We start from the raw sequence: 15986 nt of genomic DNA on the forward strand, positions 1-15986 counted from the left end.
CAATCGGCCGTCGCGGAGCATCATTGCTATGACACAGCTCGCGGCCACTCCCACCGCGCACTACGCCGGCAGCAGCGGATATCGGCGAGTCACCGCGGCACTGTGCGGCACCGGGCTGGCCAGTTTTGCCGCGATGTACTGCACCCAGGCGCTGCTTCCCGCCCTGTCGGCGTACTACCGGATCTCCCCGGCCACCTCGGCGCTGACGGTCTCGCTCACCACCGGCATGCTGGCACTGTTTGTGGTTCCGGCAAGCGTGCTCTCCGAGCGGTACGGGCGCATCACCGTGATGCTGATCTCGGGAATCACCTCCAGCGTGATCGGATTGCTGCTGCCGTTCAATCCCACGCTCGGCGTTCTGCTGGTCGGACGGGCATTGCAGGGCGTCGCACTCGCCGGGATACCCGCGGTCGCAATGGCGTTTCTCGCCGAAGAGGTCCACGCGTCATCGTTGGGATCGGCGATGGGGCGCTACATCGCCGGGACGACGATTGGCGGCTGCGCCGGTCGGATCATCCCGGCGCTGGTGCTCGAGGTCAGCAACTGGCGGGTCGCGCTGTTGGTGTGCTCGTTGGCGACTCTGGTCGCCACGCTGGTGTTCGCCGTGCTGGTGCCCCGGTCCCAGTCCTTTACGCCGAAGACGGTGAGCATGCGGGCGACCACGCAGAATCTGCTCGTGCATCTGCGAAATCCGGTGTTGCTCAGGCTTTTTGCCTTGGCCTTCACGCTGATGGGTGGATTCGTCACCGTGTACAACTACCTCGGCTATCGACTGGCCGCCGCGCCGTTCGGGTTGGCGCCGTCGATCGTGGGCCTGTTGTTCCTGCTGTATCTGGTGGGCACCTGGGCCTCGGTTGCCGCGGGGCGGTTCGCCGACCGTAGGGGGCGCGCGCTGGTGCTCGGTATCGCCTTGCCGAGCATGGTGGCAGGGCTGCTGACGACGCTTCCGAATGCATTGCCGGTGATCGTGCTCGGAACCGCGGTCTTCACCGGCGGATTCTTCGCCGCGCACGCGGTTGCCAGTGGATGGGTGGGTGCCGTGGCACTTCGGGATCGTGCCGAGGCGTCGGCGCTGTACTTGTTCAGCTACTACCTCGGTGGGTCGGTAGCCGGGGTGTTGGGCGGGGTCGTCTACAGCGTGGGTGGCTGGCCGGTCACGGTCTGGTTTGTCGGAACGCTGCTGATCTTTGCGCTGCTACTGGTGGCGTCACTGGTAAAAGAGGCTGTGCCGGTTCGGGTTCGCAGTTTGTCCTAGTAGTTTGGCGCTACCAAGCCGATGACGACGTGAGGGTAGTTCAGCGCGTGCGCACTATGGCCGAAATGGTGCGCGCTACGGCCGATAGCTTGCGTCCCGGTGCCGCACTATTGGAGTCTGGGCAACGGATGCGATATCCGAGCGCGGAAAAAAGCTAAAAGATCCGGGGAGCGTGCGTCAAATGCTAGAACCCAATTCCAGAGTGATGGCAGCGGTCAACTCCGCGGGAAACAGCTTGGGTGCCAGGGCCTTACCGCTGATACCAGACCGCGCGAAGCGAATGCTGATAGGTCGGCGGGCGACCACAATTGACGGCAATGTGCTCGACCCTACCCTGCAGATAATGCTGGCTGCGCGCAAAGCGATGGGACTGGAAAACCTCACCGACGGGGATCGGCCGGCTGTCGTACGCAAGAACGTCCGCGAGACGATCGCACCGTTCAATCGCAATCCGATTGCGGGCATTGTCGTCAACGATTTGACCATACCGGGCGCTGAAGGTCCCATCGCCGCAAGGCATTACCGATCCGAGCAGGCCGGCCGGGCCCCATTGTTGGTGTTCTACCACGGTGGCGCCTTCATCTTCTGCGATCTTGACACGCATGACAGGCTCTGCCGATTGATATGTCGCGACGCCGGGGTCCAGGTGCTGTCAGTCGACTACCGACTTGCTCCCGAGCACCCCGCGCCCGCCGGGCTGGAGGATTGCTATGCGGTCTATCGATGGGCCGTTTCGCATGTCGACGACCTACAAGCCGATCCCGGCAAGATCTGCGTCGGTGGCGACAGCGCGGGTGGCAACCTGGCCGCCGTCGTCGCGCACCAAGCTCGCGACGACGGTATCTCGCCGGCACTACAGCTGCTGCTCTATCCGGTAATCGATCTGGGCGCCGATACTGCCTCGCGAAAGCTGTTCGCGGAGGGCTTCCTTTTGACCGCGAGAGACCCCGCTCTGATGAGTTCGTATTACCTGGACGGTAGCGGCGTGGACGCCGCCGATCCTCGAGTCTGCCCGCTGCGCGGTGAAAACCTCACCCGCTTGCCGCCGGCCATCGTGGCTACGGCCGGGTTTGACCCGCTGCGCGACGAGGGCGAGTCCTACGCGGCGGCGCTCGAAGCGGCCGGCAACGTTGTTGATCTACGCCGATTCGGCTCATTGATTCACGGCTTCGGCCAATTCGATGCTCTCGGGGGCGCCTGCGCCTCGGCGGTTGCCGAGATCACCTCGGCTCTGCGGGCACACCTTCGCCACCAGTCGTCCTAGTCACACCCACCTCGAGCGGGCGCGTCAAAGATATTGCGGCGCATGGTGCCCGGGGGCGCCTCCGGGTCGACGAACCATTCGTGGCTGAAGACCAGTCCGAACACCTGGGGTGGCAGCACCATCAGCAGCCCGAACAAACGCACGCCCGCTCCGCTGCCGATCTGTGAGCGATGGGCGGCGAACGCATCTCGTTTTTGTCGTGCGAACTTACGGACGTCGATCCGGTGGGTGATCGTCGCCCGCGGGGCATATGCGGTGTGAATCGTGTCGGATGGGTAGGGCGGCGGAACGCTTAGCAGGCGACAAAGATTGCCCACGCGACGCAGTAATTCGCGTGGCATCGTCACCTCCAGAATCCGCGGAGTCGCGGTCAACTCGGCGGCACGCTTGCCGACATGATGGACCTGAACATGGTCCCGGTGGCCGTACCCGCCGTTGCGCTGATACGTCAGCAGCAGCTGTGCGTCCTCGTCGCGAAGTATGGCGGCCAGCTGCTGTGCCGCCGTCTCGACCTCCGCCCGCCCGAACCTGACCCGACCGGGCGGATCGGGGTAGAAGGTCGGCCCGAAGCCACTGTCCGCGTAGCCAAGGCACACCACCCGGTGCACACCGAGAATGCTTGCGCTCGAACGCAATTCATGCATTCTCTGGTCGGATTCGTCGGCCATGCGCCCGTCGGTCGCGGTGACCAGGATTACCCGGTGCCCCGCTGCCACCGCCCCGGCGAGGGTTCCGCCGGTGAGGACCACCTCGTCGTCGGGGTGGGCGTGAAAGGCGACGAGTGTGGCCACGAAACTACGACGACTATTCGGCGCGTTGGGGCGAGGCCAGCCGGGTCGGGTGGTCGTACCCGCGCAGTGTCACCGTCTCACCCAAAGACCAACGGGCACGCTCACTTTCGCTCGCCCCCCCGATGGTGTTCGCGGTCGCCAGCAATCCACCCGGATGTGACTTGGCCAGCTCGCACAGCCGGGCCGCCTCGTTGACCGGTTCGCCGATCACGGTGTATTCGAACCGTTCCTTGGCGCCGACGTTGCCGGCGACGACCTGTCCGGCCGCCACGCCGATGCCGGCCTCCAGCTCGGACATCTCACGCGCCATCCGCTCGCAGATGGCGCGTCCCGCGGCCAGCGCCTCGCCTTCGGGACAGTCGAGGCGATTCGGCGCGCCGAAGATGGCCAGCGATGCGTCGCCTTCGAACTTATTGACCAGTCCGTGGTGCTGGTCGACTTCCTCGACGACGATCGCGAAGAAGCGATTGAGTATTTGAACGACCTCGGTTGGCGGTTGGCTGGTCACCAATTGCGTGGAGCCGACGATATCGATGAAGACGACCGCGACGTGGCGCTCCTCGCCGCCCAGTTGCGGCTTCTCGCGTTCGGCGGCCAGAGCGACTTCGCGCCCGACGTGGCGGCCGAACAGGTCGCGCACGCGTTCACGTTCGCGTAGGCCGTCGACCATCGCGTTGAACCCGCGCTGCAGCTCACCGAGCTCGGTGCCGTCGAACACCACCAGATCGCCTCGCAGATCGCCCTGCTCGACGCGCCGCAGCGCCGCGCGCACCACCCGCACGGGGGTGGCCGTCAGCCAGGACAGGATCCACATCAGCACGAAGCCGAAGATCAGCGCGGCGCTCGACACGACCAGCACCGCCACACTCAATTGGGTCTCGCTTAAATTGCCCAGCGCCAGGGCAAAGAACGCGATCAGCGCGATGCCGAGCACCGGCACGCCGGAGCCGAGCAGCCACACCGTCAGGGTCCGGCCCATGATGCCCGGCGCCAGCCGCTGTGGCGCGCGTCCGGCCTCGAGTGCCTGGGCCGCCACCGGTCGCAACGCGAACTCGGTGAACAGGTAGCACGCGGTGGACACCAAAATGCCACAGATCCCCACCGAGAAGCCCACGATCGGGATGAACAGGCTGTTCGTCAGCCCGTAGAGCGTGGTCAACAATGCGGTCCCGATTCCCCACAGAATGAGCACCCCGATCGCCAGCCAGAACGGCACCAGGAAGGTGTTGCGTTCGTCGTCGAGGGTCGGCTTGCGCTCTTCGATCGCCCACCGCAGGGCCATCATTGTCCGGTGGGTGATCCAGTAGGTCCCCAGCGCCAGCGCGACGGCGATGTATCCGGGCGCGACCGCCCAGGTGATCCACGTCGGTGCATCGAAAATACTCGGCGACGGCAGCGCGACGCCCAGCAGCAACAGCGCGACGCCGATCCCGATCAGGTTCGTCACGAGGATGAAGACGGTCAGGATGATCTGGATGCGCACTCGTCGGCGGGTCTGGCTCTCGGACACCCGGCCAAGCAACAGCGAACCGTACGCGGACGTCTCCGACAGCCGGCCGCTCTGACGAGTCACCCTCTCGAGCACCCGGCCCAAGCGCTGCGCCACGCTCTGATTGGCCGACATGGTGGCGTCAGCCTAATTCGTTGACGACGCTCTAAGGTGAGTCGGGTGCGTCTAGTGATCGCCCAGTGCACCGTCGACTACGTTGGACGGCTCACCGCGCATTTGCCGTCGGCGCGCAGGTTGTTGCTCTTCAAGGCCGATGGATCGGTCAGCGTGCACGCCGACGATCGCGCCTACAAACCGTTGAACTGGATGAGTCCGCCGTGCTGGTTGACCGACGAGGTCAATGGCGAGACGCCGGTCTGGGTGGTGGAAAACAAGGCGGGCGAACAGCTGCGGATCACCGTCGAGGAGATCGAGCACGACTCCAGCCACGAGCTGGGCGTCGACCCCGGGTTGGTCAAGGACGGCGTGGAGGCTCACCTGCAGGCACTGCTCGCCGAACACGTCGGGCTGCTGGGTGACGGATATACGTTGGTGCGCCGCGAGTACATGACCGCGATCGGCCCCGTCGACCTGTTGTGCCGCGACGCTCACGGTGGCTCGGTTGCGGTGGAGATCAAGCGCCGCGGCGAGATCGACGGCGTGGAGCAGCTCACCCGCTACCTCGAATTGCTGAATCGCGACAGCGTTCTTGCGCCGGTAAAGGGAGTGTTCGCCGCGCAGCAGATTAAACCGCAGGCGCGAACTTTGGCCACTGATCGCGGAATTCGTTGCCTCACATTGGATTACGACAAAATGCGGGGAATGGACAGCGACGAGTACCGGCTGTTCTGATTTGCCCGATTAGACTTTCCGGTATGGCTCGGCGCCGCACACCGCCACGCCGGCAACAGCTGCCCTCGCTGTCGCCGGCCCCGCGTCGGGTGGAAACCGGGCCTGATGGTCACGACTACGAAGTGCGCCCGGTCGCCGGTGCGCGTGCCGTCAAGACCTATCGATGCCCGGGCTGCGACCACGAAATCCGTTCCGGTGTCGCGCATCTGGTGGTGTGGCTGGCGGACTCAGCCGGAGGCGGACTGCAAACAAGAGAAGATGACCGGCGGCATTGGCACACGCCGTGCTGGACCAATCGGGCAAACCGCAGCCCGACCCGAAAATGGTCGTGAATTTGGTGAGCGGCTAGGAAGCCTGCTCGACCAGCTCGATCAGCACCCCGCCGCCGTCCTTGGGGTGGATGAAGTTGATCCGCGAGTTCGCTGTGCCACGCCGCGGTGCCTCGTAGACCAGTCGAACACCCTGCGAACGCAGTTGCTCGCTCAGGGTGTCCAGGTCGCTGACCCGGACGGCCATCTGCTGGATGCCAGGTCCGCGCTTGTCCAGGAATTTCGCGATCGTCGAGGACTCGTCGATCGGGGCCATCAACTGGATCTGTGCGGTGCCCGGCTCGCCGTCCTGCACGGCGATCATGGCTTCGCGGATTCCCTGGTCCTCGTTGACTTCCTCGTGCACCAAGACCATGCCGAGGGTGTCGTGGTACCAGGCGATGGCGGCGTCGAGGTCGGCGACTGCGATGCCGACGTGATCGATCGCAGTCACCAGCGAGGTGGCCAGGATTTGACGGGCGTCAACTTGATCGGTCGTCATCACATAAAGGTAACCTGGCGGCAAAGATTGCGCTTCCCCGGGAGGCCGAATCGGCCGTCCATGCGTCGCTAGGAGGTTGTTATGACGACATCGGTGATCGTTGCTGGAGCACGGACCCCGATCGGCAAGTTGATGGGTTCGCTGAAGGATTTCTCGGCCAGCGATCTCGGTGCGATCGCGATCGCCGGTGCGCTGGAGAAGGCTAACGTCCCGGCCTCTGCGGTCCAGTACGTGATCATGGGCCAGGTGCTGACCGCCGGGGCCGGCCAGATGCCCGCCCGGCAGTCGGCGGTAGCGGCCGGCATCGGCTGGGACGTGCCGGCGTTGAGCATCAACAAGATGTGCCTGTCCGGCATCGACGCCATTGCACTCGCTGACCAGCTGATTCGCGCCGGGGAGTTCGACGTTGTGGTGGCCGGTGGCCAGGAGTCCATGACGAAGGCACCCCATTTGCTGATAGACAGCCGGGCCGGCTACAAGTACGGGGATGTGACGGTGCTCGACCATATGGCCTACGACGGCCTGCACGATGTGTTCACCGACCAGCCGATGGGGGCGCTGACCGAGCAGCGCAACGACGTCGACAAGTTCACCCGCGCCGAGCAGGACGAGTTCGCTGCACAGTCGCATCAAAAGGCGGCCGCAGCGTGGAAGGATGGCGTCTTCACCGATGAAGTGGTGCCCGTGAACATCCCGCAGCGCAAAGGCGACCCGCTGCAGTTCAGCGAGGACGAGGGGATTCGGGCAAACACCACCGCCGATTCGCTGGCCGGTCTGAAGCCGGCATTTCGCCGCGATGGCACGATCACCGCGGGCTCGGCATCGCAGATCTCCGACGGGGCCGCCGCGGTCGTGGTGATGAACAAGGACAAGGCGCAGGAGTTGGGGCTGTCGTGGCTGGTCGAGATCGGCGCCCACGGAGTCGTGGCTGGACCCGACTCGACACTGCAATCGCAGCCGGCCAACGCGATCAAGAAGGCACTCGACCGCGAAGGCATCTCGGTCGACCAGCTCGACGTCATCGAGATCAACGAGGCGTTCGCCGCGGTAGCGCTGGCCTCCACGCGCGAACTGGGGGTCAGCCCGGAGATCGTCAACGTTAACGGCGGTGCCATCGCGGTGGGACACCCCATCGGCATGTCGGGTGCCCGGATCACGCTGCACGTGGCGCTGGAACTGGCGCGTCGCGGCTCGGGTTACGGCGTTGCGGCGCTGTGTGGGGCCGGCGGTCAGGGCGACGCACTGATTCTGCGGGCCGGCTAACCGAGGCTGACCACTGGTCAGCGTTGCTGGAAGGCGGGGTTCCGGGATCGTTGTGATTTTGCTCATACGGGCCTACCAGGGCCGCTAAAACCGCGGATATTCGGCCGAATTTGCCGACGCCGCAGCGCTCGCGCCACCGGGTGGATCGGTAGTCGGCGCGCATGACAGACTTGTCGGCGTGACGCGTCCGAGACCACCGATCGGGCCCGCGCTTGCTGGTGCGGTCGACCTGTCCGGTCTTAAGCAGCCTGCTCAGCAGAGCGCTTCGGCCGGTGCTGCGCCGGACCGGCCAGCGCCCGGGGGGCCGGGCACCACAGAGGTCACCGAGGCCAATTTCGAAGCCGAAGTGCTGATCCGCTCCGACGAAGTCCCCGTCGTGGTCGTTTTGTGGTCGCCGCGCAGCGAGGCATGCGTCGAGCTGGTTGACACGCTGTCCGTCCTGGCCGGTCAGGACGACGGCAAATGGGCGCTGGCGACGGTCAACGTCGATGTGGCGCCCAGAGTGGCCCAGATTTTCGGCGTCGAGGCGGTCCCCACGGTCGTCGCCTTGGCCGCCGGTCAGCCTATGTCCAGCTTCCAAGGCTCGCAGCCCGCCGATCAATTGCGTCGCTGGCTCGACCAACTGCTATCGGCCACGGCTGGAAAGTTAAAGGGCGCAACCAGTTCCGGCGACGATGAGGAAGTAGACCCGGCGCTGGATCAGGCTCGCCAGCAGCTCGAGGCCGGTGACTTCGACGCGGCCAAGCAGTCCTACCAGGCGTTGCTGAATACCAACCCCGACAGTGTCGAGGCGAAAGCCGCGATCCGCCAGATCGACTTCCTCACGCGTGCGACCGCACGACGTCCCGATGCGATGGCCGTCGCCGATGCCGCTCCGGGTGACATCGAAGCCGCCTTCGCGGCGGCCGACGTGCAAATTCTCAACCAGGACGTGACCGCGGCGTTCGAGCGCTTGACCACGTTGGTGCGCAGCACATCGGGAGATGACCGCACCCAAGTGCGAACGCGGCTGATCGAGTTGTTTGAACTGTTCGATCCCGCCGACCCCGAGGTCGTCGTCGGTCGGCGAAACCTCGCCAACGCGCTGTACTGATTACTCGGGTTCCAGCCACAGTGCCGACGTGGGCGGCAACACCAGCTGCGCCGAGGCTGGTCGGCCGTGCCACGGGTCTTCGGTCGCATCGACACCGCCGAGATTGCCGATTCCGGAACCGTTGTAGTCCGTCGCGTCGGTGTTGAGCACCTCGCGCCAGCGGCCCGCGGTGGGCAGGCCGAGCCGGTAGCCGCTGTGCTCCGCACCCGCGAAGTTGAACACGCAGGCCATTACCGAGCCGTCCTTGCCGTAACGCAGGAAACTCAGCACATTGTTGCCGGAATCGTTAGCGTCGATCCAGGAATAGCCTTCGGGCGTGGTGTCATGGCTCCACAGCGCAGCGTGGTCGCGATAGATGGCGTTGAGGTCACGCACGAAACGCAGCACCCCGTTGGAGAACCCTTGCTCGTCGAGCTGCCACCAGTCCAAACCGCGCTGCTCAGACCACTCGGCGCGCTGGCCGAATTCCTGTCCCATGAACAGCAATTGCTTCCCGGGGTGGGCCCACTGATAGGCGAGCAGGCTGCGCAGCCCGGCGGCTTTGACGTGATTGTTGCCCGGCATCCGGCCCCACAGCGTGCCCTTGCCGTGCACTACCTCGTCGTGGCTGATCGGCAACACGTAGTTCTCGCTGAACGCGTACAGCATCGAGAACGTCATCTCGTGGTGGTGGAAGCTGCGGTAGATTGGGTCGCGGCTGATGTAGTCGAGCGTGTCGTGCATCCAGCCCATGTTCCACTTCATCGAAAAGCCAAGGCCACCAAGGGTAGTCGGCCGCGTGACACCGGGCCACGACGTCGACTCCTCGGCTATCGTGACGATACCCGGCGCGGCCTTGTGGGCTGTCGCGTTCATCTCCTGCAGGAACTGCACCGCTTCGAGGTTTTCTCGCCCGCCGTAGATGTTAGGCGTCCAGCCGCCCTCGGGGCGCGAGTAGTCCAGGTACAGCATCGACGCCACGGCGTCCACCCGTAAGCCGTCGATATGGTATTCCTCGAGCCAGTACAACGCATTGGCGACCAGGAAGTTGCGTACCTCGCGGCGGCCGAAGTCGAAAACGTAGGTACCCCAGTCGAGTTGCTCGCCGCGTTTGGGGTCGGAATGCTCGTATAGCGGTGTGCCGTCGAAGCGGCCCAACGCCCATGCGTCTTTGGGGAAGTGCGCTGGGACCCAGTCCACGATGACGCCGATGCCGGCCTGGTGCAGCGCATCGACGAGCACCCGAAAGTCATCCGGTGTGCCGAATCGCGATGTCGGCGCATAGTACGACGTGACCTGGTAGCCCCATGACGGGGCGAAGGGGTGCTCGGCCACGGGCAACAGCTCTACGTGGGTAAACCCGTGTTCGACAACATGATTCGTCAGTTCAGTGGCCAGCTGACGATAGCTGAGCCCGGGTCGCCACGAGCCGAGATGTACCTCGTAGGTGCTCATCGGCTCGAACACCGGATTACGCTGCGCGCGCTGCGTCATCCAGTCTTCGTCGGTCCAGATGTGCTTGCTCGTCGTCACCCGTGAAGCGGTGTGTGGCGGCACCTCAGTGGCGAAGGCGAACGGGTCGGCCCGTTCGGTGACGACGCCGTCGGCGCCGTGCACGCGGAACTTGTACAGTCCGTCCGGCGGGAACCCGGGCCAGAACAGTTCCCACACCCCAGTGGAGCCCAGCACCCGCATCGGCGCCTCGGTTCCAGTCCATCCGTTGAACTCGCCAATCAAGCTGATGCCCTTGGCATTAGGTGCCCACACGGCGAACGAGACACCGTTGACGATGCCGTCGGCCGTGGTGAACGAGCGAGGATGAGCGCCGAGAACTTCCCAGAGTCGCTCGTGGCGGCCCTCAGAGAAGAGGTGCAGGTCGACCTCGCCCAAAGTCGGCAGGAAGCGGTAAGCGTCTGCCGTGACGTGTGCGCCGGGGCCGTAGTCCACCCGCAGCCGGTAGTCGATCAGGTTCGCGAACGGCAGCGCTACGGCGAACAAGCCGGATTCGAGGTGCTGCAGTGCGAACTCGTCGTCACCGACCACCGCGACGACTTCCTGCGCGTGTGGGCGGAAGGCCCGGATGACCGTGTGGTCGCCGTACTCGTGGGCGCCCAGGACACTGTGCGGGTTGTGGTGGGTGCCGGCCACTAGCCGGGCCAAGTCGCCCGGATCGGGCGCCAGGTGCGTCTTGGCGGGTTGATCGGTTCGGCTGTCGGTTCGGCTCATGCTCTTGTGTCCCCTTTCGGGCCCTGTTGCCTCCTGCGCAGCAACGTGTCTCGAGAATCCTGCGGGATGAGTGGCATATTGATGATGTGGGCGACTGCCTGTCCGGGATCGATGCGTACGTAGTTTGATTGCCCCCATTGGAATTCCTGGCCGGTTATCTCATCGCGCACCCAAAACCGCTCATAGGACTCCATACCCAATGCCGCCATGTCTAACCACAGCATGCCTTCCTCAGCCTCGAATGCGTTGAGCGTCACCACCACCAACACGCAGTCTCCGGTTGCTGGGTCGAACTTACTGAAGGCCAGCAACGCATCGTTGTCGACCCCATGGAAGTAGATGGTGCGTAGCTGCTGCAGCGCGGGGTGGACCCGGCGAATTGCGTTGAGACGAGCGAGGAATGGTTCGAGCGACCTACCCTCGCGCAGCGCACCGGCGTAGTCGCGCGGACGTAACTCGTACTTCTCCGAGTCGAGGTATTCCTCGCTGCCCTCGTGTACCGCGCGGTGCTCGAACAGCTCGTAGCCCGAATAGACGCCCCAGGCCGGACTCATGGTGGCCGCCAGCACGGCGCGGATGGCGAACATGCCCGGACCGTTGTGCTGCAGTATGGCGTGCAGGATGTCGGGCGTGTTGACGAACAGATTCGGCCGCCGGAAGTCGGCGAGGGCGGAGATGTCGTTGCCGAATTCGGTGAGTTCCCATTTGGCGGTGCGCCAGGTGAAGTAGCTGTAGGACTGAGTGAAGCCGAGTTTGGCCAGTCCGTATTGCCGGGCCGGCGGGGTAAACGCCTCCGATAGGAACAACACGTCGGGATCGGTGTCCTTGACTTGGGCGATCAGCCATGCCCAGAAGTCGGGTGGCTTGGTGTGCGGGTTGTCGACCCGAAAGAACTTGACGCCGTGCTCAATCCAGTGCCGGACCACGCGCAGTACTTCGTCGTAAAGGCCGGCCGGATCGTTGTCGAAGTTGATCGGATAGATGTCCTGGTATTTCTTCGGCGGATTCTCCGCGTAAGCGATGGTGCCGTCCGGCAACTCGGTGAACCACTGCCGGTGTTCACGCGCCCAAGGATGATCCGGGGCGCACTGCAGTGCCAGGTCCAGGGCGACTTCCATACCGAGATCTTTTGCCGCGGCTACGAAGTCGTCGAAGTCGTCGATGGTGCCCAGGTCCGGATGAATGGCGTCGTGGCCACCCTCGTCGCTACCGATTGCCCAGGGAGATCCCACATCTGTCGGGGCGGCGGTGGGCGAGTTGTTGCGCCCCTTGCGGTGCACCTTGCCGATCGGATGAATCGGTGGCAGATACACGACGTCGAATCCCATGTCGGCAATGCGCCCAAGATCGGCGGCCGCCGTGGCGAAGGTGCCGTGCACGGGGTTTCCGTCGACGTCCCAGCCGCCGGTCGAACGCGGAAACATCTCGTACCAGGAGCCGAACCGAGCCAGCGGCCGATCCACCCAGACTCCGTACTGCTGGCCACGGGTGACGATTTCCCGCAGCGGATAGCCGTCCAGGATCTCCTCGATTTCGGGGGCCAGCGCCAAAGCGGTACGCGTCACCGGATCACCGGAGGCTCGCAACGCCGCCGCCGCCGCCAGCAGCGGATCGCGATTCGTGCGCGGCACCCCGGTCGCGGCTCGCTCGAACAGCCCGGCACCGACCAGCAGATCGTTGGACAATTCCTTTTCGCCTTGGCCCGCGTCCAGCTTGGCCAGTAGTCCGTGCCGCCAGGTGTGGATTGGGTCGCCCCAGCCGTCCACGCGGTAGGTCCATAGCCCAACCCGGTCGGGGGTGAACTGACCGTGGAAAACGTAAGGCTCGAGGCCCATCGTCATCGGCAGCTGCTGCGGTTTGACTCGCTCGACGGGCTTGCCGTCCAGCGGGGACGCCAGCTTTTCGGGCGCCTGGACCGCCGTGACGCGGCGGGTCTCGGTGACCTGCGGATAGCGCGGTCCCAGGTAGCGCACTACCAGAGTTGCGGCCACCGCGTCGTGGCCTTCTCGCCACACTGCGGCGCTGACCGGGACCGTCTCTCCGACCACTGCTTTGGCGGGGTACGCGCCGCAGGAAATTACGGGTGCGACGTTATCGATCTCGACACGACCGGGCACCACCACTCCGTTCCGTCCGATTGTCTGCGAGCAAACCGCGGATTGTGCTGCGTCGCGGACTGCATGGCCGTCTGAAGAAACATCGTCTCGTGGGGAAAGTTCCTGTGCTGGGGAAGCGTCTTTGCGGCCCCATTAACTACCCGTACCCACCCTAGTGTCAGGTCACACACGCCCAATGGCGAACCGTCGACACTGATCCTGCGAGTCTGGCGACCCTCAGTAAGGTGGTCATGTGTGAAAGCCCTCCGTCGCTTTACCGTCCGCGCCCACCTGCCCGAGCGGCTCGCCGCACTCGAACAGTTGTCCATCAATTTGCGATGGTCCTGGGACAAGGCGACGCAAGACCTGTTCGCGAGCATTGATTCGGAGCTGTGGGCGAATTGCGGCAGGGACCCGGTGGCCATGCTGGGCGCGGTCAACCCGGCGCGTCTCGACGAGTTAGCACTCGACGAGGAGTTCCTGCGCTGGCTCGACGAGCTGTCCGCTGACTTGAACGACTATCTGAGCCGTCCGCTGTGGTACCAGCAACAGCAGGACGCCGGTATCGCGATGCCTGACGGTATCGCGTACTTCTCGATGGAGTTCGGCGTTGCCGAGGTGCTGCCCAACTACTCGGGTGGCCTGGGCATCCTTGCCGGTGATCATCTCAAGTCCGCGTCCGATCTGGGCGTGCCGCTGATCGCGGTCGGCCTGTACTACCGCTCCGGATATTTCCGTCAGTCGCTGACTGCGGAAGGCTGGCAGAACGAGACGTATCCATCGCTGGATCCGCAAGGACTCCCGCTGCGATTGCTCACCGACGCCGCCGGGGATCCCGCGCTGGTGGACCTGACCCTGCCTGACTCCGCGCGCCTGTCCGCGCGGATCTGGGTGGCACAGGTGGGCCGGGTTCCGCTGCTGTTGCTGGATTCCGACGTCCCCGAGAACGAGCACGAGCTGCGCAGCGTCACTGACCGGCTGTACGGCGGCGACCAGGAACACCGGATGCGCCAGGAGATCCTGGCCGGCATCGGCGGGGTGCGGGCCATTCGCGCGTTCACCGCGATCGAGGGCCTGCCCGCCCCCGAGGTGTTCCACATGAACGAGGGGCACGCAGGGTTTCTCGGCGTGGAACGCATTCGCGAACTGATGACCGATTCGGGATTGGACTTCGAGACTGCCTTGGCGGTGGTGCGATCGGCCACCGTGTTCACCACCCACACGCCGGTGCCCGCCGGCATCGACCGCTTCCCGGTCGACATGATTCGGCAGTACTTCGACGATCATTTGGCCGAGGCCCCCGACGATCGCGAGCCCGCGTTGCTACCGGGTGTGCCGATCCAGCGGGTGCTCGCGCTCGGCGCCGAGGACGACGAGACCAAATTCAACATGGCGCACATGGGCTTACGGCTCGCGCAGCGTGCCAACGGCGTCTCGTTACTGCACGGCCGGGTAAGCCGGGCCATGTTCAGCGAACTCTGGCCGGGATTCGACAGTGACGAGGTGCCGATCGGGTCGATCACCAACGGGGTGCACGCCCGCACCTGGGCGGCGCCGCAGTGGCTGCAGCTGGGCCGCGAGCTCGCCGGGTCGGACTCGTTCAGCGACCCGGGCGTGTGGCTGCGAGTGCGCGAAGTCGACTCCGGCCACCTGTGGTGGATCCGTTCGCAGCTGCGCGCGCTTCTCGTCGAGGACGTGCGGTGCCGGCTGCGCCGCTCATGGCTGGAGCGCGGCGCTTCCGACGCTGAATTAGGTTGGATTGCAACGGCTTTCGATCCTGATGTGCTTACCGTCGGATTCGCTCGACGAGTACCGACGTACAAGCGGCTGACGCTGATGCTGAGCGACCCCGACCGTCTGGAACAGCTGCTGCTCAACGAGGAACGGCCGATCCAGCTGATCGTCGCCGGCAAGTCACACCCGGCCGACGACGGGGGCAAGGCGCTGATCCAGCAAGTGGTGCGGTTTGCCGACCGGCCCGAGGTGCGCCATCGCATCGCCTTTCTGCCCGACTACGACATGTCCATGGCCCGGCTGCTGTATTGGGGCTGCGATGTCTGGCTGAATAACCCCCTGCGGCCGCTGGAGGCTTGCGGCACATCGGGAATGAAGAGCGCGCTCAACGGCGGTCTGAACCTGTCCATCCGCGACGGTTGGTGGGACGAGTGGTACGACGGCGAAAACGGTTGGGAGATACCGTCGGCCGATGGCGTCAGCGACGAGGCCCGTCGTGACGAGCTGGAATCCACTGCGCTGTACGGCTTGCTGGAACAAGCGGTGGCGCCGAAGTTCTACGAACGCAACGAACACGGGGTGCCGCCCCGCTGGATCGAAATGGTGCGGCACACCTTGGGAACGCTCGGGCCTAAGGTGCTGGCTTCCCGGATGGTGCGCGACTACGTCGAGCAGTACTACCTGCCGGCGGCCGATTCGTTGCGCAAGACCATCGCCGACACCGGCGACGGCACGTTCGGCGCCGCGCGTGAGCTGGCCGACTACCGGCGGCGCGCCGAGCGGGCGTGGCCCAAGGTTGCGATCACCGACGTCGACTCCACCGGTCTGCCCGATACTCCGGTGCTCGGCTCGAAGCTCACCCTGACCGCGACCGTGCAGCTGGCCGGTCTCGCGTCCGACGAGGTGACGGTGGAGGCGGTGGTGGGCCGGGTCGATTCCGGTGACGCGCTGCTGGACCCGGTCACCGTCGAAATGTCGTACACCGGCACCGCCGAAGGCGGCAACCAGGTCTTCTCGACCACGACCTCGCTGCCGGTGGCGGGTGCGGTCGGCTACACGGTCCGGGTGCTGCCGCATCACCCGATGCTCGCGGCCGGCAACGAACTCGGCCTGGTGGCATTGGCTCGATAGCCC

General features: G+C 65.0%; 12 protein-coding genes. 7 read left to right on the forward strand and 5 right to left on the reverse strand.

Features of this window, described 5'->3' with window-relative positions; translation table 11 throughout:
* The first annotated feature begins 28 nt into the window (after positions 1-28).
* The gene (locus H7K34_RS06735) at positions 29-1255 is read left to right on the forward strand and encodes an MFS transporter (RefSeq protein WP_264061061.1); all 1227 of its coding nucleotides are present in this window, start codon (positions 29-31) and stop codon (positions 1253-1255) included.
* Positions 1256-1436: 181 nt separating this feature from the next.
* The gene (locus tag H7K34_RS06740; protein WP_372510705.1) at positions 1437-2519 is read left to right on the forward strand and encodes an alpha/beta hydrolase; all 1083 of its coding nucleotides are present in this window, start codon (positions 1437-1439) and stop codon (positions 2517-2519) included.
* On the opposite strand, the gene H7K34_RS06745 is transcribed toward H7K34_RS06740, so the two are convergent.
* Positions 2516-3310 (reverse strand): PIG-L deacetylase family protein, encoded by a 795-nt coding sequence (locus H7K34_RS06745; protein WP_264061063.1) that lies wholly within the window; start codon positions 3308-3310, stop codon positions 2516-2518. The genes H7K34_RS06740 and H7K34_RS06745 overlap by 4 nt on opposite strands.
* Positions 3311-3323: 13 nt before the next feature.
* Positions 3324-4934 (reverse strand): adenylate/guanylate cyclase domain-containing protein, encoded by a 1611-nt coding sequence (locus tag H7K34_RS06750; RefSeq protein ID WP_264061064.1) that lies wholly within the window; start codon positions 4932-4934, stop codon positions 3324-3326.
* A gap of 45 nt (positions 4935-4979) precedes the next feature.
* On the opposite strand from H7K34_RS06750, the gene nucS reads away from it, so the two are divergent.
* Together nucS and H7K34_RS06760 are read left to right on the forward strand one after the other, a co-directional pair.
* Complete coding sequence (nucS, locus tag H7K34_RS06755; protein ID WP_108925141.1) at positions 4980-5651, forward strand: endonuclease NucS; 672 nt, start codon at positions 4980-4982, stop codon at positions 5649-5651.
* 23 nt (positions 5652-5674) lie between these two features.
* Positions 5675-5983 carry a hypothetical protein gene (locus H7K34_RS06760; RefSeq protein ID WP_264061065.1) on the forward strand — a complete coding sequence of 103 codons (309 nt, stop codon included), beginning with the start codon at positions 5675-5677 and terminating at the stop codon, positions 5981-5983.
* 13 nt (positions 5984-5996) lie between these two features.
* On the opposite strand, the gene mce is transcribed toward H7K34_RS06760, so the two are convergent.
* Entirely contained in the window at positions 5997-6464 is a 468-nt protein-coding gene (mce, locus tag H7K34_RS06765; RefSeq protein WP_264061066.1) for a methylmalonyl-CoA epimerase, read from the reverse strand.
* A gap of 78 nt (positions 6465-6542) precedes the next feature.
* Between mce and H7K34_RS06770 the strand changes: the two genes are divergently transcribed.
* Both H7K34_RS06770 and H7K34_RS06775 read left to right on the forward strand, forming a co-directional pair.
* Positions 6543-7724, forward strand: coding sequence for an acetyl-CoA C-acetyltransferase (locus tag H7K34_RS06770; RefSeq protein ID WP_264061067.1), 1182 nt, complete (start codon positions 6543-6545; stop codon positions 7722-7724).
* Positions 7725-7902: 178 nt separating this feature from the next.
* A complete protein-coding gene (locus H7K34_RS06775) occupies positions 7903-8817 on the forward strand; it encodes a thioredoxin family protein (protein WP_108925134.1) in 915 nt (304 codons plus the stop codon).
* On the opposite strand, the gene glgB is transcribed toward H7K34_RS06775, so the two are convergent.
* Both glgB and H7K34_RS06785 read right to left on the reverse strand, forming a co-directional pair.
* The gene (gene glgB / locus H7K34_RS06780; protein ID WP_264061068.1) at positions 8818-11022 is read right to left on the reverse strand and encodes a 1,4-alpha-glucan branching protein GlgB; all 2205 of its coding nucleotides are present in this window, start codon (positions 11020-11022) and stop codon (positions 8818-8820) included.
* Positions 11019-13139 carry an alpha-1,4-glucan--maltose-1-phosphate maltosyltransferase gene (locus H7K34_RS06785; protein ID WP_264061069.1) on the reverse strand — a complete coding sequence of 707 codons (2121 nt, stop codon included), beginning with the start codon at positions 13137-13139 and terminating at the stop codon, positions 11019-11021. Before H7K34_RS06785 ends, glgB begins: the two co-directional genes overlap by 4 nt.
* Before the next feature lie 234 nt (positions 13140-13373).
* Here H7K34_RS06785 and glgP point away from each other — a divergent pair, with 234 nt between their 5' ends.
* On the forward strand, positions 13374-15983 hold the full coding sequence (gene glgP, locus H7K34_RS06790; protein WP_264061070.1) for an alpha-glucan family phosphorylase: 2610 nt from the start codon (positions 13374-13376) through the stop codon (positions 15981-15983).
* Positions 15984-15986: the final 3 nt, after the last annotated feature.

The organism is Mycobacterium montefiorense, from assembly GCF_025823255.1.
GTDB classification, from domain to species: Bacteria; Actinomycetota; Actinomycetes; order Mycobacteriales; family Mycobacteriaceae; genus Mycobacterium; species Mycobacterium montefiorense.